General features: G+C 28.5%; 21 protein-coding genes. 3 read left to right on the top strand and 18 right to left on the bottom strand.

All coding sequences use genetic code 11. The annotated features are described in order from the left end of the window. Nucleotides 1-450: 450 nt before the first annotated feature. The 10 genes from J2Z24_RS05570 to J2Z24_RS21270 form a co-directional block, all read right to left on the bottom strand. Nucleotides 451-831 (bottom strand): retropepsin-like aspartic protease, encoded by a 381-nt coding sequence (locus J2Z24_RS05570; RefSeq protein ID WP_035151694.1) that lies wholly within the window; start codon nucleotides 829-831, stop codon nucleotides 451-453. After that, the gene (locus J2Z24_RS05565) at nucleotides 815-1,078 is read right to left on the bottom strand and encodes a hypothetical protein (RefSeq protein ID WP_035151691.1); all 264 of its coding nucleotides are present in this window, start codon (nucleotides 1,076-1,078) and stop codon (nucleotides 815-817) included. Before J2Z24_RS05565 ends, J2Z24_RS05570 begins: the two co-directional genes overlap by 17 nt. A gap of 698 nt (nucleotides 1,079-1,776) precedes the next feature. Next, nucleotides 1,777-2,259, bottom strand: coding sequence for a hypothetical protein (locus tag J2Z24_RS05560; protein ID WP_035151687.1), 483 nt, complete (start codon nucleotides 2,257-2,259; stop codon nucleotides 1,777-1,779). 13 nt (nucleotides 2,260-2,272) lie between these two features. Beyond that, a complete protein-coding gene (locus tag J2Z24_RS05555) occupies nucleotides 2,273-2,821 on the bottom strand; it encodes a hypothetical protein (RefSeq protein ID WP_035151684.1) in 549 nt (182 codons plus the stop codon). Between the two features lie 393 nt (nucleotides 2,822-3,214). Then, nucleotides 3,215-3,766: an RNA 2'-phosphotransferase gene (locus J2Z24_RS05550; RefSeq protein ID WP_173702707.1), complete on the bottom strand. Its 552-nt coding sequence runs from the start codon at nucleotides 3,764-3,766 to the stop codon at nucleotides 3,215-3,217. Nucleotides 3,767-3,774: 8 nt separating this feature from the next. Next, a complete protein-coding gene (locus J2Z24_RS05545) occupies nucleotides 3,775-4,134 on the bottom strand; it encodes an SMI1/KNR4 family protein (protein ID WP_035152525.1) in 360 nt (119 codons plus the stop codon). Nucleotides 4,135-4,190: 56 nt separating this feature from the next. Beyond that, entirely contained in the window at nucleotides 4,191-4,661 is a 471-nt protein-coding gene (locus tag J2Z24_RS05540) for a hypothetical protein (RefSeq protein ID WP_207657985.1), read from the bottom strand. 144 nt (nucleotides 4,662-4,805) lie between these two features. Continuing rightward, nucleotides 4,806-5,096: a hypothetical protein gene (locus tag J2Z24_RS05535; protein ID WP_146750606.1), complete on the bottom strand. Its 291-nt coding sequence runs from the start codon at nucleotides 5,094-5,096 to the stop codon at nucleotides 4,806-4,808. 175 nt (nucleotides 5,097-5,271) lie between these two features. Continuing rightward, entirely contained in the window at nucleotides 5,272-5,601 is a 330-nt protein-coding gene (locus J2Z24_RS05530; RefSeq protein ID WP_035152649.1) for a hypothetical protein, read from the bottom strand. Nucleotides 5,602-5,620: 19 nt separating this feature from the next. Beyond that, a complete protein-coding gene (locus J2Z24_RS21270; protein ID WP_241392946.1) occupies nucleotides 5,621-7,126 on the bottom strand; it encodes an EndoU domain-containing protein in 1,506 nt (501 codons plus the stop codon). Between the two features lie 134 nt (nucleotides 7,127-7,260). Between J2Z24_RS21270 and J2Z24_RS05520 the strand changes: the two genes are divergently transcribed. Then, on the top strand, nucleotides 7,261-7,677 hold the full coding sequence (locus tag J2Z24_RS05520) for a transposase (RefSeq protein ID WP_035146700.1): 417 nt from the start codon (nucleotides 7,261-7,263) through the stop codon (nucleotides 7,675-7,677). 111 nt (nucleotides 7,678-7,788) lie between these two features. Here the strand turns inward: J2Z24_RS05520 and J2Z24_RS05515 are convergent, their stop codons facing one another. Beyond that, entirely contained in the window at nucleotides 7,789-8,982 is a 1,194-nt protein-coding gene (locus J2Z24_RS05515) for a hypothetical protein (RefSeq protein WP_035146697.1), read from the bottom strand. Between the two features lie 460 nt (nucleotides 8,983-9,442). On the opposite strand from J2Z24_RS05515, the gene J2Z24_RS05510 reads away from it, so the two are divergent. Together J2Z24_RS05510 and J2Z24_RS05505 are read left to right on the top strand one after the other, a co-directional pair. After that, a complete protein-coding gene (locus J2Z24_RS05510) occupies nucleotides 9,443-10,120 on the top strand; it encodes a nuclease-related domain-containing protein (protein ID WP_051593196.1) in 678 nt (225 codons plus the stop codon). Nucleotides 10,121-10,243: 123 nt separating this feature from the next. Next, the gene (locus tag J2Z24_RS05505; RefSeq protein WP_035146694.1) at nucleotides 10,244-11,578 is read left to right on the top strand and encodes a YjiH family protein; all 1,335 of its coding nucleotides are present in this window, start codon (nucleotides 10,244-10,246) and stop codon (nucleotides 11,576-11,578) included. Nucleotides 11,579-11,688: 110 nt separating this feature from the next. On the opposite strand, the gene J2Z24_RS05500 is transcribed toward J2Z24_RS05505, so the two are convergent. The 7 genes from J2Z24_RS05500 to J2Z24_RS05470 form a co-directional block, all read right to left on the bottom strand. Then, entirely contained in the window at nucleotides 11,689-13,728 is a 2,040-nt protein-coding gene (locus J2Z24_RS05500) for a methyl-accepting chemotaxis protein (protein ID WP_035146693.1), read from the bottom strand. 300 nt (nucleotides 13,729-14,028) lie between these two features. Further along, nucleotides 14,029-14,472: a GNAT family N-acetyltransferase gene (locus tag J2Z24_RS05495; protein ID WP_035146690.1), complete on the bottom strand. Its 444-nt coding sequence runs from the start codon at nucleotides 14,470-14,472 to the stop codon at nucleotides 14,029-14,031. A 41-nt stretch (nucleotides 14,473-14,513) separates the two neighbouring features. After that, entirely contained in the window at nucleotides 14,514-15,578 is a 1,065-nt protein-coding gene (gene corA, locus J2Z24_RS05490; protein WP_035146688.1) for a magnesium/cobalt transporter CorA, read from the bottom strand. Nucleotides 15,579-15,675: 97 nt separating this feature from the next. Beyond that, on the bottom strand, nucleotides 15,676-16,812 hold the full coding sequence (locus J2Z24_RS05485; protein ID WP_035146685.1) for an aldo/keto reductase: 1,137 nt from the start codon (nucleotides 16,810-16,812) through the stop codon (nucleotides 15,676-15,678). Nucleotides 16,813-17,058: 246 nt separating this feature from the next. Further along, entirely contained in the window at nucleotides 17,059-17,928 is an 870-nt protein-coding gene (locus tag J2Z24_RS05480; protein WP_035146682.1) for a DMT family transporter, read from the bottom strand. Nucleotides 17,929-17,947: 19 nt separating this feature from the next. Then, entirely contained in the window at nucleotides 17,948-18,229 is a 282-nt protein-coding gene (locus tag J2Z24_RS05475) for a metal-sensing transcriptional repressor (RefSeq protein ID WP_035146680.1), read from the bottom strand. Nucleotides 18,230-18,348: 119 nt separating this feature from the next. Then, entirely contained in the window at nucleotides 18,349-19,260 is a 912-nt protein-coding gene (locus J2Z24_RS05470; protein WP_051593195.1) for a cobalamin-dependent protein, read from the bottom strand. Nucleotides 19,261-19,323: the final 63 nt, after the last annotated feature.

The following is a 19,323-nucleotide window of genomic DNA, read 5'->3' as shown; positions in this document are numbered from 1 at the left end:
GAACCTCTTTTGGTTAAATAGATTTTGATGAGAAATCTACAAAAGGAGGTTCTTTATATTTGACTATTATTAATAATAAAATATTTTTTAATAAATTAACACATGTAATTTCCGGAAATATATTAAGTAACATTATAAAAAAATATAATTCTGGCTTTAGAGTACAACATTTTGATACTAAATCACATTTGTATTCAATCTTTTAAATTATCTAAGTATTTAGAGTGGGGTCTGACCCCTTTGCGACTTCTGTACTTCATCAATACTTAAATTTTCTTGGGCTTTTGGAATTACTTTTTCAATATTATTTATAAGCTTCTTTAATACTTTCTAAAAATATTATCACTATACATAGTCATCTTTACACGTCTACAATAAAAATCATTAAATAAAATAAATGTAAAAAGCTTAGGATGGAACATTTTCTCATCCAAAGCTTTTATTTTTTACTTACTCCATATTTAAAGTTAAGTTCTTTAAATTTATATTAACATTTAATTTTAGTAATATATCTAATCCTAATAAACCATTAATTCTCCCATAATCATCTATTAAACCAAAATCTACTTTTATATCCTTTACTTCATATTCACATAGTTTTATACCTTCAATAATTTTTCTATATGCATACTGTTCTCCACCAATTCCATACATAGTTACGAATTCATCTTCCCCATCAGGTTCAACCCCTAATTCTATAACTGCATCTGGAGAAATTATTGTATGTGATGCCCCTGTATCTATAATAATATCATCAACTATTTTTCTCTTACCTCTGTATATTATTTCTAAAGAAACATACAAGAGCCCATTCTTATATACTATTTTCATAATTATATATACCTCTGTAAACGGGATTTTGCACAATTGTCAAAGACAACTTATCTTTAGATGTGTGAAATACGAAGGTATCTCCTTTACTCCTAATAAGTAATTCATTAGCTTCTTTGGAATTTTCAATTATTTTAACTAAAGCAACATCATCTACAATTTTTTTATCTCCGTCAACATGACTTTTTAAAGCTTTTAATAGCACAAATTGATTGGGGTATTTTTCTCTTATTTCACTCCACTTCAATGCTATTCCACCTTTCTTATTCTTTTATAGCTTAATGAGATAATTTTACATTTATGATAAAAATGAACTTTACAATTACTCTTATATTTTATTATTCCATACTTTCTTTATATTAATATTATACCCTATTATTTAATTATGTTACACACTATAATATCAAATAAATACATCAAAACATTTGTATTGAAAATGCTAAAAGCTTCAGATGATTATTTCCTCACCTAAAGCTTTTATTTTTCACTTATCCTTGTTACCTTTATAATTAATCCTTGCCTTTTCTTCAGCTATTACATTATTATTTAATTTTCAACATGTTTCGGGTAGGGTCTGACCCCTTTGCGAGAGGTAAGCGAGCTTGCTTGTATCCAAATTTAGACCTTGAAAAGAAAAACTCCAACAGATACCTTTTAGCATCCATTAGAGTTTTCCTATTAGCTTGAATCAGACATCAAAAGAAGCTTTTACAGAATGCCCTATGTTTCTATAGTAACTGGCATTAAAACCTCTTTTTGATGGCTGTTTGTTGTTTTTAAAGTATATTTTTTCACTCAATACACTGAGGACTTACTACAGAATTAGTATTATGCATTTAATTATTTTTAACCTATTATTGATATTATTTGTACTATATAAATTTAAATTGTTATGCAGTAGGTTATTAATTAATTTTGTATTCAGTTTAGTCACTAACTATTAGTTTAATATAATTCTAGTTGTTGTTTTTGTTCCTCTGCAATTTTTCTAAATGGTTCAAATAAATCATGCATACTTTTAATAAATAATGAGTCGCTTATCAATTCGCTATCTTTATTTATTTTATCAAAAATAATATAGAAATTTTCCTGCTCATGTATTGATGATTCTGCTGATATATCATCATCATCACTTAACCTATCAATTAAAGCATATAGACTTATTCTTTTTTCTATATATAACATATAATAATATCCAACCACAGCATCATATTGTGAAAATTCATTATTCTCATAATAACATTCTTCTATCTTTTTATCATACACTGCTGTACATAATTCATCTATGTCTTTTGCTAATGAAATTTTATATACCCATTCTTCAACATCATTATTGTTTAATATTTGTTTATCAGCCCACCCTTGCCAGTCTGATTTAGAATAATAACCACTTATAACTGCTATATATATATAATTTGCTATTGTCATTTAATCACCTCCCTTATGGTGTATCAGGATGTAATCCTGGAACACCATCACCATGTTGTGCTGGCTCGTTATAAGGATTTGGATGATGATGGGGATTTGTATGGGATGGAATATCAGGTCTACCATGGTCAGTATAGTCATTATTACCTATTCTTCTACCATATTTATCAAATATAGTTTCTCTTATATACGTTTCTCCAGTCTTACCATTAATTTTTATATCTTTAATACTTCTTTCTCCTGGTACAGTATATAAGCGTTGCCTTGTATTGATATTTTTTCCGTTCATTACTTTATATACAAATTCTCCATTCTCTTTTACTTTTTGAATTGAACCAGCACCTTGTTTCCAGTATGATTCATATCTAGCAGCTTCTGCAGGCTCCATCATATCAACAAAAGTTTTTTCAGCTTCAGCCGCCCCCTTAGCCACACTACCTCTACCTTTAATAATTTTAGCTTTACCTTTCCACTTTATAGGCGAAGCGGAAACAATCCCTGTTAATACCACTGGTTCATTAGTATAAACAAGTTTATAACCATATAATTTATTGCTAATCACTCCACCATCTTTTGTTACTATATCATTATTAGGAAGTTCTATTCCATTAAATGTAGGTGGAGGACATTCTATTAAATTGTAAATATAAGTATATCCCTCTTTTTTATAAACAGAGTTCTTAGGAGTTTTACTCCTTAGAACTCGTTATCCAGGGACATAGCCACTCTTTACTCCAACTTTGAAAAAGACGGGAGTATTAGAGTGGGTAGTCATCGGATAAACTATTTGCTTAGGCAAATTAGATATCTCATTTGCAAAATATGTCTTAAGTCCTACATGAATTCCTAGAATATTACATTTAATGTATTTCCGTGCTTCTTCATATGTAAATACAGTTTCTTTTATTTTCTTATATTCATCTTCTTCTAAAACAATTTTTGTATATTCTAGTATTTATGACGTGACTTTTATATATCTGCTTGGTACATTGTCAGCTAACCATACTTTATCATTCCCTAAATAAAATTTAACACCTTCAGCCCAAGCCTTTTTAGCATCAATTTCAAGAATAATCGGCTTATCATCATGTCTTTTACCGACTTGAATTGCAGTTTCGGTATCATTCGATAAGTGAACATATTGCCTGCCCTTTGGTAATAACCCTTTATTCTCTATTGACTCTAAAAAACGTCTTGCAGTACCATGAAATAGTATTACTGGTGGTTCTGAGCTTTCTTTTACTATCCTCATCGGTACAGAATGTCCATATAAAGCTCTAATTTTTCCATCAACTAACTCATGTCTCTTCTTATCAGAATTCTCGATTATATGCTCTAAATCTCCTATGGTTACACTTTCCCATTTACTATTTTCTTTTAAAACAATCAATAATTGTTCTACACTAACCCATCCATTCTCATCTAGTTCCAATTCATACTCCCAAGGAGCATGTCTTAGGGCGTATGATATCTCCTTACTTAATTGTAAATAATTAATAAGACTCATCTCCTTTTTTATTCTCTATTGAATTCAATCATTTCATTAATGGCATCTTCTAACCAAGCCCAAAAATCATTGTATTCTTTTCTTTGCTCATAACCTTCTGATGCAAAATCATGTATTACTTGGACTTTCTCACCTTTGCCTACTTCAAAGCATGCTATATCATCATTGTCATCTCGTCTAGCAAAAGGTATTAGCTTTCTATTTGGATATCTTTCTGTAATTCCTTTTAACCTATTTAACACTCTTTCCTCATCCATTATATACCACAAATCAAAGTCTAATAAATTTAATTCTATAGCTTTAATAAATGAATCTGGATATTGAAACCCATCAATTCCTAGTCTATCTTCTAAAACTTCTACGTTCATAATTATTTACCTATCCTTTCCATAGTATCTGCTCCAAGTGGATTACTATTCCTAAATTATGCTTTTTGCTTCCCAATTCTTAATTCAATCGCCTCTCCCCATGTCTTAGGAACACCTTTTTTAGTTGTAAATCTATCAATTAAATTTTCTGGTAAAAGTTCGTTAGCATCATGAATAATTGCTTGTGCATCTATTCCTGCCTCTCTTGCTGCAACTACCCTTGTATTATCTATTGTAGTTAGCTTACCATCACTCATTTTAACAACATCAATCGGGTCACCTTTCCAATCATTTGCTTTCATACTACTAATTATTTCATCTGCACCATTAACTGAACTTTGGCTAAATCTGATTTCATTTGCATTTACTGAAACAGGTTGTCTTACCCCCTTAGTCGCACTACCTCTACCTTTAATAATTTTAGCTTTGCCTTTCCACTTTATAGGCGAAACAGAAACAGTCCCTGTTAATACTACTGGCTCATTAGTATTAACAAGTTTATAACCATATAATTTATTGCTAATCACTTCATCATCTTTTATTACTATATCATCAATAGGAATTTCTATTCCATTAAATGTAGGTGGAGGACATTCTATTAAATTGTAAATATAAGTATATCCCTCTTTTTTATAAACAGAGTTCTTAGGAGTTTTACTCCTTAGAACTCGTTATCCAGGGACATAGCCACTCTTTACTCCCACTTTGAAAAAGATGGGAGTATTAGAGTGGGTAGTCATCAGATAAACTATTTGCTTAGGCAAATTAGATATCTCATTTGGAAAATATGTCTTAAATCCTACATCAATTCCTAAAACATTACATTTAATGTATTTCCGTGCATCTTCATATGTAAATATAGTTTCTTTTATTTTCTTATATTCATCTTCTCCTAAAACAATTTTTGCATATTCTAGTATTTGATTTTCTTCTGCTGTTAATTCTCCTGGATTTTTTAACATTAATTGTCTTACTTCATTTTTATCTACTTGTCCATTTTCTGAAATAATAGATTAGAGTTAAAACTATAACCATAAAAATTAATGGTAGTAACGATTTTTAACCATTACTACCATCCTAACATTACTTTTATCTTTCCTCGTATGCTTACTATAGAATAATAATTATGCAATTTAATTATAACTGTGATTTATTTATAATTATCCACACTTGCATTAATGACAATAATTCATCAGTTTCTATTTTACATTTATTTGACATTTCACTTGGTACAAAATCAACAATAATATTTGTAAAATCTCTATTTATTTCAAGACTGCAAATATTACCTGATACCTCCTCATTATTACTAACTCTATTAATTACTCTCTCAATAAATTCTTTGAAGATTGGCTCTCCAAATGACTCCATATCTTCGAAAACATACTCTATCAATTTAATTTCTTGTGGAAGGATAATCCTATTATATCCATAATTACTTTTCTCAATTGAAAACATATATTTCATATATTTTACTCCTTTCTATTTATTTTGAATAAACTGGGAATGCAGTATCTACTAGCCCTTTCTCATTCAACCACATTTTTATAGGCATTCCAGAACTAGTCTTCCCCGTATACCATCCTGCTTTATTAAATTGTATCCCCTCATGAACTTCTTTTATTGAATTTATAATATTTACTCTGTTCCAACTATCAGGGAAAAATGTTGAAAATTTTGTTTTCCCATTCATTTCAACCATCCCCTTATAAACTCCAAATTTATCTGAACTACTAATATTAGATATTGTAGCTTTTGACATAATACTTGGTTTGTGATATCCAGAAGGTAATCCTTTTCCATTAATATTTCCATGAAAAATATGCTCTAATGCATTTTTAGATACAATTGATTCAACTTCAGTAACCCCTTCTATAGATGAAACAGAAACAATCCCTGTTAATACCACTGGTTCATTAGTATAAACAAGTTTATAACCATATAATTTATTGCTAATCACTCCACCATCTTTTGTTACTATATCATCATTAGGAAGTTCTACCCCATAAAATGTAGGTGGAGGACATTGTATTAAATCGTAAATATAAGTATATCCATCTTTTTTATAAACTATTTGCTTAGGCAAATTAGATATCTCATTTGCAAAATATGTCTTAAATCCTACATCAATTCCTAAAACATTGCATTTAATGTATTTCCCTGCTTCTTCATATGTAAATACAGTTTCTTTTATTTTCTTATATTCATCTTCTCCTAAAACAATTTTTGCATATTCTAGTATTTGCTTTTCTTCTGCTGTTAATTCTCCTGGATTTTTTAACATTAATTGTCTTACTTCATTTTTATCTACTTGTCCATTTTCTGAAATAATAGAAACATCTCTAAATTTAGATATTCCTTCAGTTATTCCTGATATTTTTGAAAATACAGAACATATATTGTCTTCCATATCTCTTACGTCACTACAATATACATTAAATGAATTATCAAAGTCCGTTAAACTCATTGTTTGATTTCTTAGTGAATTCTCTGCATTTTCAACATCTCCTTCAATAGAAAATGATGTAAAACTTAAGCTATTTGCTAAATTTAATATTTCTTCAAATTTAGAATTCATTCTTCTATAATAATCGTTTGTACATTCATTAACATTATTATTTATTGGAAATTGTCCTCCATATTGAAGTGAAATAACTCCTGAATCATCACTTGTAAGGGCTGCTCCTCCACTTCTTTTTATACAGTTTTCAAAATCCTCGCTACGCTTTTTTAATTGAACTGCTTTTGGTTTTTCATCATTTTCTAAAGCACTTTTCATATATTTTATATCTTCTTCTAGCTTTGTATAGAATTCCTGCTTTTTAATATGATTTTCTAAAAATTTATCTTTTGCTTCACCTGACCATCCTAAATCAGTAAGTTCTTTAACTGCTTTATTAATATTTTCTTTTTGCTCTGATAGTATCTTTATGAAATTTTCATATTCATTTATTGTATTAGTTAATTCACCAATGTCTAACTGAAAATCCATCCATATTCTCCTATATACTCATTTGCTTTATTGCATGTCAATATTAATACAATTGACAATATATATGTATTTTTTACATTAATATTAATATTATTCCTTTATTTTAATAATTTTGTATATTAGTGTCAAGTTTGATGTATTTTTCCCAGAGAACAAATGTATCCTCATATTGGATGTTATTCCAATACAAAGATGATTCTTTTAAATATTCCAAGTGTTTCACAGTTATCGATGAAAATGAAGAAGAATTTAGAGTTTTAACAAATATATTTGATATGACACCTGAAGATATATTTTTATTGTACCGAGTTAGATGGAAGATAGAAACATTTTTCAAATGGATAAGGCAAAACCTAAGGATTAAGCAATGTATAGATTACAATAAGAATAGCATTAAAATTCAAATATATACAGCACTTATAATCTATATGCTTATCTATATTTTAAAAGAAGTACTTAAAGTAAAAACTTCAATGCTTAAAATCACGAAAATAATAAAATCTAACATTTTAGAAAATACTGATGATGTTTTTCTAGGCTATCAAAAATAATTTTCTTATACCTATACATATCAAATTCTTATTAAAATATATTGGCTTATTCACAAAACCATTTATCCTCAACCTTAGATAAGTCAACAACTTAGAAACTTATATTTGCTACTAAAGAACTATCAATGTATTTCTCTCATAATCAAAATAACAGGAATTAAATTCGTACCTATCTATCTTATTTTTATCATTAAGGTTATAAATTTTTACTATGCGCTTAAATTTATGGTCTATAAATTCCTCATTAGATGTAATACACTTTTCCTCATCAATATGAACAATCCATTCTTTGGAACTGAATAGTTTATCCTTGGTAATAATGTCATATATATCAGCAACTTCATTGTTTCTCATAAACCCATAAAGCTTTCCATTTGAATACTTTATATCATCATAAAAACCTTCTACTGTAATGGTTTTTATGCTATGAGATTCAACATCATAAATCTTTATATCTGTTGTACCCTTGCCAAATGATTGGATTGAGTAAATAATTTTATCTTCATAATTTCCAATAATTCTTAACCCTTCATGCAAATCACAGGTCTGAACAATCTTATCTTTGTCTATTGGTATGCCATGTTTTACATTATCAGCAAATTCACTTACTTTACATATAACCAAGCCTTCTAAGCTATCATGATATTCCGTAAACTCGTCTTTTTGTTTCTGTTGCTTCCAAATTTGTCTTTTTTCAAAATCTCCAATTCTTCCTGTTTTAACTATAATATATTCACCTTTTGAGGAAGCAAATACCTGATTGTCTCTCAAAATAGTATCTATACATCCAATTGAATCAGGTATTTTATAAACCCTCTTTTCAACTGAATCAATTAACAAGGCTTTATGGAAGAATGGTTCACCAAATTGAATGCGTGGAAGTAAAAACATAACATATCTATCATTAAGACCAATTAATCTGCTATTTAATGATAAGTTATCAAAATGAGCTTCGTTGTCAGATTCAAATTCAGTATTAAATTGGCTAATGCAACAACTTTTTAAATTATTACAATCCATTTTGTATATGTTAACACCATATTTAGAGTTGAATTTATCGATATTTGAATAATACATTACTTCAGTTGAATTAATACATGAAAATAAGTTAATAGGTTTGTCAAATTTAAACCTATCTGTTTTTTTGGTTTTATAATTAAATTTAACAATACCTATATTCTCACTGTGAAAATGTAGCTCATAAGGCTCATCTTCTTCTAAAAATAATATATTATCATCACCGAATAAATTTAGTACGCCTATTTCTCCCTTAACTTCTTTACCTATATTCATAATCTTTACCATAGATGTTCCCCCCGCTTGTGTTCAAATAAGTTAATAAAGTTGTTATTTTTTTGAATCAACTTCATTACTAACAGGTAGTATTTCAGTTTCTATTCCTTTAGAACATATATCACTATTTAGAGTCTTAATCGTATTATTCATATTTTGCTATTTACACCTGCCAATCCTATTCCATAAATATCTTATTAAATCTTTCTTAGCCTTATTTTAAAATTTGTTACAATTCATTAATTCTTGTAATATATTAGAAATCCTTCTTTTAGTTACATTATTATGATTATTTATATAACAGAAGGATTTTATCATTTTGGCAAATTCCTATTCCTTTGCATTACACCATAAAACTGCTTATATGTAATCCCTTCATTTTACCTAAAATACAATGTTTACAATTTTTTTATCCATTTTAGTTTATAATAAGAATATATGCACTACTTTTTATAATGAAAGGAGATTTGTAATGCCATTTTTAGAAAACGCCATTTATAGATTGGTTAATGGTAAAAGAACTCTTACAAGTCCTATTTTCCTAAAAAGCTTTCAAAAAGAAAATGACCAATTAAAAGATTTATTAGAGCTTTCAAGTAAAGTTACTTCAAATAAAAAGAATATTATAGACAGAGATATAGCTTTCTTAAGACAAGGATTAAAAGGAGAAGAAAATGTTTATTATGAACTTAAAAACTCTTTTCTACCTATTGTTTGCCTGCATTATATTAGATTAGAATATGATAACTATTCTGCTCAATTTGATTTTATTATAATATCTAGTAAGTTTATTTATATACTCGAAACTAAAAAATTAAATGGAGATATAGAAATTACAGGTGATGGTGATTTTATTAGAATTATAAAAAATAGTCGTGGTAGATTAATAAAAACCCTTCCTATAAAATCAGCAGTTATAATTGCAAATCCTAAAACCATAATTAATAAATATAGAGCTCCTAAATATATTCAAAATAATATTTTTAAGTATGATCAAATAAGAAACTTATTAGATAAAGAATTGAATAATAAAAATAATGAAAAGAATATATTAGAAAAATACATATATGAATTAGCGGATTTTCTAGTAGAACATAATAGGCCTATAAAAATAGATTATACAGCAAACATAATAGTTTCATTTTTCTGAAAACTAATAGACAAAAAAAACCCATTGCTATAAAATTAAATTAGGGTACATTTTACTATTCAATTCTTATTGTCAATGTTCATAATATTCACAAAAAATAAATTAATTTAGGGGGGGTTATCCATGAACAGTAACACAAGATTATCTATGAACAAGAACACAAGAAAACCTTATACTGTACCTAAATTTATTTTCTTAAACCTTTTAGGAATCTTTATGTTCTTTATACCAATAACAATTGGTAAATCAAAATCCATACCAATTGACCACATCGTTACATTTATTCGTCAAATCCCTAATTTCGGTATAGTTTATGCAGGACTAATAATTATTCTTGGCGCAATATTGCCATTTATTAAAAAAACCTGGAATAAAGATGGTGTGACTACAGTCTTTTCAATTTTTAAAGTTTTAGGTATCTTTGTATATTTTATAGCAGTGTTTAAACTAGGTCCTGCAAGAATACAAACTCCAGGAATGCTACCTTTTGTTTTTAATAAAGTAGTTATTCCTGTAACAATGCTTGTTCCTGTGGGAGCAGTATTTTTAGCCTTTTTAATAAATTATGGTCTTATGGAGTTTATTGGTGTTTTTATGCAGCCTGTTATGCGTCCTATATGGAAGACTCCTGGTCGTTCCGCTGTAGATGCAGTAGCATCTTTTGTAGGTAGTTATTCCGTAGGACTACTTATTACCAATAGAGTATATAAGGAAGGCTATTATTCCACCAAAGAAGCGTGTATTATAGCAACTGGATTTTCCACAGTTTCTGCAACTTTCATGGTTGTTGTAGCTAAGACATTAGGCTTACTTGGAAAATGGAATTTATATTTTTGGGGTACTCTTATCATAACTTTTATTGTAACAGCATTAACTACTAGAATTTATCCTTTATCAAAAAAATCAGATAAGGGTTACAATGATATGACAGTTATACCTGAGCCTAAAGCTGAAAAAGGAAAATTATTTTCTACTGCTTTAGAAGAAGGTCTTAAAGCTTGTGACATGGCTCCTGGTGTAATGGAAGGAATTATAAAAAACTTCAAAGATGGCATAGGTCTTGCTCTTTCTATAGGCCCTACACTTATGTCCATTGGATTTTTTGGTCTTGTACTAGCTGAATTTACTCCTGTATTTGATATTATGGGATATATCTTTCTTCCATTTACAAAGCTTTTAGGATTTGGTAGTGAATCTACCTTATTAGCCAAGGGCTTGGCAATAAGCCTTGCGGAAATGTTTCTTCCAGCCAGCATAGTTTCTTCTGCTTCTGCAGCTGTTAAAGGAGTTGTAGCTATAGTTTGTGTTTCTGAAATACTTTTTTTCTCCGCTTCCATTCCTTGTATTTTATCAACAGACATCAATATTAACATTAAAGATATTATAATTGTATGGGTGGAGAGAATTATTTTATCATTGCTTTTAGCAACACCATTTGTTTACTTATTTCTAGTATAGTAAATAGAACTAATTATTATTTTTCATTTCACTAAAACAATAGGACAGTTAGCAACTTTTTACCAAAACCGCTTCTCAAAATCTTAAAAGTTGTTAGCTGTCCCTTAATTTTATTCCATCTTAAATATTTTTATGGTTTCTTCTAGTTTAACTGCCATATCTGCAAGGTCTTCTACATTTTCTGTAATTTGAATTAATAAGGATGATTGTTCCTCGGTTAAGGCTACAACTTCTTCTGTATTTGTAGAAGCACTAGATGATATATCTTTAATTTCATATACTCTACCCATAATATTATCTATTTTATCCTTTGAATTTGAAATCTTTATATTTACATTTTCTAAATTTCCCTTTGTTAAATCAAAGGATTCTAATATTTCATCTAAAGACTCACGAACTTCTTTTACAATAATTTGTCCTTTATCTGATTCCATATTTCCATGTTCAATAGACTTTAAAGCTTTATTTATTTTATCTTGGGTTAGTACTATTAATTGTTTAATACTATTTGATGAACTAATAGATTCTTCTGCTAAGCTTTTTACTTCTTCTGCTACTACTGCAAATCCCTTTCCAGCCTCCCCTGCTCTAGCTGCTTCAATAGAGGCATTTAATGCTAATAAATTAGTTTGATCTGCTATGGAATTTATTATATTTACTATATTTCCTATTTCTTGTGATGTATTTTCAAGTTCTGATATTGTATTTGCAGAGAATAGAACACTTTCCTTTATAGTTTCCATCTGCTTTACCATGTCTATCATCTTTTCTCTTCCATTAGCTGCAAGGTTGCTTGTCTTTTCTGAAAGATTTACTACTTTTTTAATTTCACTATTTGTTTCTCCTATATTCTCCACAATATCTTTCATATCTGCTACTATAGTTTCTGCAACCTGTAACTGATTTTCAGCTCCTGAAGCTATTTCTTGAGTAGATCCTGCTATTTCCTCTGATGCTGATGCTGAGTCTTGTGCTGATTTTAATAAACTTTCTGATGAATTTTTTAAACTGTTACTTATTTTAGTTATACTTAAATTAATATTTCTTAAGTTATCTATCATATTATTAAAACTTATAGAAAGCTTTCCTACTTCATCTTTTCTTTTTATATCTATATTTTTTGTAAGATCTCCTTTTGATACACCTTGTGCCAATTTTTCCAAATTATTTAAAGGAGATAAATTTGAGCTTATTATACTTCTTAATATAATTCCTCCCACTACAAATGCTAAAATTCCTACCAATATAAAGCTATATATAATCTGCTTTAATGTTTGCTCTAAATTTTCAAGTGAAAGTCCTACATCTATAGCCCCTGTAACTACTCCTCCATCTTCTATAGGAAGTATTACATCATACACATTAACATTATCTTTTGTATATTTATATGTGCTTGAATACATCTTTCCTTCTTTTATTGCAATGTTACTGGCAGTATCATCTTTAAGATCTATTCCTATTCTGCTCTTATCACTATGGGCTATAACCTTAAAATCTTTTCCTACTGTTAGTGCATATACCACATTATCTTTTTTACTAATCCTATCTATAATATTTTGATGACTTACACTATTGTTTAATTTTTCCACCTCATTAGCTATTATTCCAACCTGAACTAAGCCTTCATTTTCTAGAGCAATAGCACCATATTTATAATAATTTTTATCTACCTCATTTGAACTTTTCCTTATTTGTTCTACTACTTTTTTGCTTTTATTTTTAAGAATAGATTGTACTGAATGATCCTTTTTATATTGAAAATTTATATTTGCAGGTAAATTAGAATAAATTATTTTTCCAGACTTATCAGCTATATTTATTTCCTGAATTTCAGTTTCTTTTGCAATTTTGCTTAAGTAATCATTTGATAGCTTTGGATGTTGTCCAACTACATAAGCCACATTTATGATTTTATCTTCTAATAAAGAATTTAATCCTTTCATTATCTTATCTTTGTCCTGTACTTCTGATTCAATTTGTTCTATTAAGCTTACTCCCTCTTGTTTAACTTGCTCTTTCATCTTTTTACTTACTACATTATAGGCAATTGTAGCTAATAATACTATTGATACTAATAATACCATTAAAGCACTTAGGCTTATTTTCACTCTTAATGATGATTCTTTTGTCTCTGCGTTTTTCTTCCTCATATAATGTTCCTCCAATATTTCATAATATCATATTGAATTTTACATTATTTTACCACTTAATTCAAGTTTCATTTAAAACTGACAATTTAAAGCATTTTTAAATTAAATCCAGCCTAAAAAGTTTAAAACCACTTCATTTGTTAACACTATACTTCAATTTCAAAGTTGAAACAAAAGAAAAAAGTGCTCCATACTCACAAGATTAGCACTTATTTCTTAATTAAATTTATTTAACTAAAATCCAATAGTCCTAAAACTAAAAACCTTCTAGGATTGCTTAGTATTATAAGTCACTTTTCACTATAGATCTATCCTCAAATAAACCATATCCTTAAGTTGTACATCATTTTCAAAAATAGGATGGTCATAGTTATCAATAAAAAAGTTTTTTACCCTATGAGAAATCCTAAATCCCAAGCCTTCATAAAAAGGAATAGTAAGTGGGCTGTCACCTGTGCCAACAAACATGGTCTTACATTTGCCTTTATAATATTCAAAAATATATTTCACAAGTGCCCTGCCATAGCCTTGTCCTTGATATTTTTCATATGTGGCTAGATTCTTTAATTCATAGGTTGTATCCTCTTCTTGGGTTACCACACATATACTTTTTAAATCACCATCATATAAAGCAAACATGTCTCCCCGCTCTAGATACTTATCAATCATGTCTTCCTGTTCATCAGCTAATAGCAATAACTCAAGAAATTGTTTTTTGTTTTCCAAAATCTTTTTAACTTCCATTTACATACCTCATCATCTATGTCATTATTCTTATTTTTTATCTAAAACCACTTTTTCTTTCTAAAATAATCAATCATAGCTACTATACATAAAATAGTGATTACCCAGAAAATCAAATATCCATATTTAAATTTAAGTTCAGGCATATACTCAAAATTCATTCCATATATACCTGTTAAAAATGAAAGAGGAATAAATATGGTTGAAAATATGGTAAGTACTTTCATTACTTCATTTGTTTTATTACCAATACTAGATAAATATGTGTCAAGCATACCGGATAAAATATCTCTATAGGTTTCTATTATATCTACAATTTCAATGCTGTGATCATGTACATCCCTTAAATACATTACAGTTTTCTCTTCTATAAGCTCATATTCAGATTTTACAAGTTTTCCAAGCACCTCTCTAAAAGGCCAGATAGAATTTCTTAAAAATATCAATTCCCTTTTCAATTTATAAATATTATTAAGTATTTCTTTACTAGGATTCATCATAAGAATGTCTTCGATTCTATCTATTGAATTACCAATATCTTCTACAATGTTAAAATAACTATCAACTATAGCATCTATTAAAGAATAAGCAAGATAATCTGTTCCTTTAGTCCTTATATTGGATTTGTTGTATTCAAGTCTTTTTCTAAGATCATCAAACACATCTCCTTCAAATTCTTGAAAGGATAAAACATAGTTTTTAAAAATTACAAGGCTTATTTGTTCCCATTTAATTTCTTTTACATCTTCATGATAGTAAAGCATTTTTAGAACAATGTATATATAATTATTATCTATATCTATTTTAGGGCGCTGCGTTGTATTTAAAATATCTTCTAATATAAGAGGATGAACATTAAACCTCTTTCCTATATGGCTAATTACGTCTACCTGATTCAATCCATCAATATTTATCCAATTTATAGAGTCACTATTACATGAAGAAAGACATTTTTCTATATCCTCATATATAGCCTTATTAAACTTTTCCTCATTATAACTTATAAGCTCAATTTTCACATCATTATCTACATGGTCACCTACATGTATTAGGCTGCCTGGAGCAGCACCTATTTTACTTTTTCGGCTTTTAATTCGCTTTGGCATAATTCTTCCTTTCTAAATCTTCATACTCACTCAATCCTTAAATAATATACTATATATAATTTCATTGATTATTTGCTTAAATTTATATTAATACTATTTATTTTTCAAAAGTATTTACAACTTCTTTTAACATTTTTCTTATTTCAATATGTTGTGGACACGCCTTTTCACACTTCCCACATTCTTTACAATTTGAAGCTTTTGCATTGTTTTCTACGGACATATTATATACTCTTTTCGCACTGTTACTATCTCCATATATTGAAGCATCATTTAAATGTTCAAAACATGCTGGTATATTAACACCAAAGGGGCAAGGCATACAATATTTACAACCTGTACAGTTAATTTTTATTCTAGATTTATATATTTGTTTAACTTTATCTATTAATGTAATTTCTTTTTTTGTTAATAAATTTGCATATGCCTCTTGTGTAGATTTTATATTTTCCTCTATATGACAAATTTCATTCATTCCACTTAAAACCACATGAACTTCTGGATGATTCCATAGAAATCTAAATCCCCACTCAGCAGGACTTCTTTTAATTTCAGCTTTGTCCCATATAACCTTAACATCCTGTGGAATATTTCTTACAAGGCTTCCACCTCTCAATGGCTCCATTATTACAATTCCAAGACCTTTTTCAGCTGCATATTTTAATCCTTCTTTACCAGCTTGATAATTTTCATCCATAAAGTTATATTGAATTTGACAAAAACTCCAAGGATAAGCATCTACTATTTCTTTAAACAAACTCAAATCATCATGAAAAGAAAAACCTGCATATTTTATTCTTCCATCAGCTAAAGCCTTATCTAAAAAATCAAATACATTATGTTTTTTTAACTTCTCCCAATATGATTTATTTAAAGCATGTAAAAGATAAAAATCTATATAATCTGTTTGTAATTTCTGAACCTGTTCATTTAAATATTTATCCATATCTTCTCTGCTGATTATCAGCCAAGAAGGAAGTTTTGCTGCTAATTTCACCTTTTCTCTATAGCTATCTTTAAGAGCTTTTGCAACTAAAGGCTCACTCATTCCCCCATGGTATGGATATGCAGTATCAATATAGTTAACTCCATTATCAATACTATACCTTATCTGCTTTATGGCCTCTTCTTCATTTATTTTAGTAATATCATTATCTATCACAGGAAATCTCATGCATCCAAATCCTAATATGGATACTTTCTCATTAGTTTTACCAAATTTTCTGTATAACATAATATCACCTCTTTTAAATATCAGCTGCCTGGCACTTTACTTTATTTTCCCTTATTAATACTATACTTCATTTTGAAATTATAATATACTATTTAGGAAAAATTTAGTATTAAGGATTTTGATTTTAGAATTCACACAAAAATTGCTTAATCCTTACAAAATTAGTACTTTTTTGTTAATTAAGTTCATTTAATTTAAATCCAGAATTTGATTTAAGCCAATATTCTAAAATAATATATCTAATATTTAAGTTTTAGATGCCAAATATGCACCTGCAATCATAATAAATAGTGCAATAACAAAAGAAATTGTTATCTTTTCTCTAAAAATAATTATGGATAATGCAGTACCTATAAAAGGTGCTATGGCATAATAAGCACTGGTTTTAGCTGCGCCAAGTTCTCGTTGTGCATATACATAAAAGAAAATACTAAAACCATAAGCAAAAACTCCTAATACAAGAGCCCCCAAAATATATGCTATATTATTTGATTGTTCTTTTAATATAAAGGCAACTAATAAAGATCCTAACCCTGAGCCAAAACCTTTAATGATTACAATTTCTAAAGGATCCTTGGATGACAACATTCTTGTACAATTATTTTCAAATCCCCAAGAAATACATGCAAATAAAACAAACACAGATCCCATAGAGAAAGAAAAACTGCTAAAATCCTCCACAGACAATATGATACTTGCTAGAGTTATTAAAATTATTGCAACCCATAACCTTTTACTTATGGTCTCCTTAAAAATAAATAAAGCAATTAAAGATGTGGCAACAATTTCAAAATTATTTAGCAATGAAACATTAGCAGCTGTCGCTGTGGTCAATCCAATCATCAAAAATATTGGTGCAATAATATCTAGTACCACCATACTAACAATGAATGGAAGTTGTTTTTTTGTAAGCCTTGCTTCTTTTTGCTCATTTGAATTTTTTCTTTTAATAAAAGCTACAACAAGCATTCCCAGTCCTGCTCCTAGGTATAATAGTCCAGCCATTAAGGTTGGTGGTATTTCCTTTAATAATATTTTAGATACAGGAGAACTTATTGCATATAGTGCAGCTGCTAATATTGCAAAAAGGATTGCTGAATATTCTTTTGATTTCATCTTCTACTTTCTCCTTATATTACTTCATAAACTTGTCTATTGCATTATTTAAATCATCTAAAACCTTTTGATCACCTGTTGCAGCGGCATCAATTACACAATGGTTAATGTGATCTTGTAGAATAATTTTACCAATATTATTAACAGCAGATTTTACAGCAGCAATTTGAATAAGTATATCACTGCAATCTCTATCATCCTCCACCATCTTTTTAACAGACTCCAAATGTCCTATGGCTCTTGACAACCTGTTTATAACTGCCTTTCTGTTTTCATGCTCATGTTTATGTAGCTTACTCATAATATTCCCTCCTTATTTCAACATCCCCCATAGGGGGATATTGAAAGTATAACACTTTTACCTAAAAACTTCAATTTTAAAATTAATAAAAAATGTCAGGCACTATCACCTGACATTTTTTATTTAAAGAAACTATTTACAATGGTAACTGCTTGTTCTGCATTTTCACTATATCCGTCTGCTCCAACCTCTTTCCACAAATTTTTGTTTAAATTAAAAGGTTGCCCTCCTGCAATTATCTTAGTATCTTTTACAGACTTTTCATTCTTTACTGCATGAATTAAATTAATCAATGAATCAATATTATAATCCATTGTAACAGATAGGGCTAAAATCTCCGCTTTATATAACTTAATGGAATTTATCACACTATGTGTTGGCACATTAGAACCTAAAAAGTATGTACTATAACCCTCCATTTCCAAAAAATCAGTTACAATTCTTATTCCCATATTGTGTATTTCCCCACCAACAGTTAGTAATACAATAGAGTGTCCTCTTTTACTTTTAGAATAAATATTTTCATATAACTGAGCCATAATTTGCTGTGTACACATGGTAAAATAATGTTCTTCAGCTATATCTATCTGCCCCTTCTCCCACATATGTCCTATTACTTTAAAATTGTATTCAAACACATCTTTATAAATCTTTTTTAAACTTGCTCCTTTAGATATTGCCTCAATAATCAGTTCACTAGCCATATGCTTATTTCCATCTAATATTAAATTTATATATGTTCTTTTAATCATGTCTATTAGTTCATCTACTTTATCATGAAAAAATCCTTTAGATTTTTCTTCATATTTATATGCAAAACTACTTTTAACATCTGTAATTCCAAGCAAATAATCTGCAGATACTTGAAAATAGTTTGAAATCTTTTTAAGCATCTCCTCATCTGGGAATCTAGTACCCTGTTCATAGTTTGCAATAGTAGTTTGAGCTAAATTTAAACTCATTGCTATATCTTTTTGCCGCAGTCCCTTCTCTTTTCTTAATTCTTTAATTCTATGTGAAAACTTATTCAAACTTATTCCTCCCAAGCTATATTAATTATATTTTATCACAATATGTGTATTTACTCTATAAAA

It is taken from the genome of Clostridium tetanomorphum (assembly GCF_017873215.1).
Taxonomy (GTDB): domain Bacteria; phylum Bacillota; class Clostridia; order Clostridiales; family Clostridiaceae; genus Clostridium_AO; species Clostridium_AO tetanomorphum.
The sequence above is the reverse complement of the archived record's forward strand: the minus strand, read 5'-3'. Positions and strand labels throughout refer to the sequence as shown.

Coding starts and splice junctions, on each gene's coding strand:
- J2Z24_RS05515 (WP_035146697.1), bottom strand. CDS start 8,982: ATGGTAAAGATTATGAATATAGGTAAAGAAGTTAAGGGAGAAATAGGC.
- J2Z24_RS05500 (WP_035146693.1), bottom strand. CDS start 13,728: ATGAGGAAGAAAAACGCAGAGACAAAAGAATCATCATTAAGAGTGAAA.
- J2Z24_RS05505 (WP_035146694.1), top strand. CDS start 10,244: ATGAACAGTAACACAAGATTATCTATGAACAAGAACACAAGAAAACCT.
- J2Z24_RS05495 (WP_035146690.1), bottom strand. CDS start 14,472: ATGGAAGTTAAAAAGATTTTGGAAAACAAAAAACAATTTCTTGAGTTA.
- J2Z24_RS21270 (WP_241392946.1), bottom strand. CDS start 7,126: ATGGATTTTCAGTTAGACATTGGTGAATTAACTAATACAATAAATGAA.
- J2Z24_RS05570 (WP_035151694.1), bottom strand. CDS start 831: ATGAAAATAGTATATAAGAATGGGCTCTTGTATGTTTCTTTAGAAATA.
- J2Z24_RS05520 (WP_035146700.1), top strand. CDS start 7,261: ATGTATTTTTCCCAGAGAACAAATGTATCCTCATATTGGATGTTATTC.
- corA (WP_035146688.1), bottom strand. CDS start 15,578: ATGCCAAAGCGAATTAAAAGCCGAAAAAGTAAAATAGGTGCTGCTCCA.
- J2Z24_RS05480 (WP_035146682.1), bottom strand. CDS start 17,928: ATGAAATCAAAAGAATATTCAGCAATCCTTTTTGCAATATTAGCAGCT.
- J2Z24_RS05530 (WP_035152649.1), bottom strand. CDS start 5,601: ATGAAATATATGTTTTCAATTGAGAAAAGTAATTATGGATATAATAGG.
- J2Z24_RS05485 (WP_035146685.1), bottom strand. CDS start 16,812: ATGTTATACAGAAAATTTGGTAAAACTAATGAGAAAGTATCCATATTA.
- J2Z24_RS05535 (WP_146750606.1), bottom strand. CDS start 5,096: ATGTTAAAAAATCCAGGAGAATTAACAGCAGAAGAAAATCAAATACTA.
- J2Z24_RS05510 (WP_051593196.1), top strand. CDS start 9,443: ATGCCATTTTTAGAAAACGCCATTTATAGATTGGTTAATGGTAAAAGA.
- J2Z24_RS05545 (WP_035152525.1), bottom strand. CDS start 4,134: ATGAACGTAGAAGTTTTAGAAGATAGACTAGGAATTGATGGGTTTCAA.
- J2Z24_RS05475 (WP_035146680.1), bottom strand. CDS start 18,229: ATGAGTAAGCTACATAAACATGAGCATGAAAACAGAAAGGCAGTTATA.
- J2Z24_RS05550 (WP_173702707.1), bottom strand. CDS start 3,766: ATGAGTCTTATTAATTATTTACAATTAAGTAAGGAGATATCATACGCC.
- J2Z24_RS05560 (WP_035151687.1), bottom strand. CDS start 2,259: ATGACAATAGCAAATTATATATATATAGCAGTTATAAGTGGTTATTAT.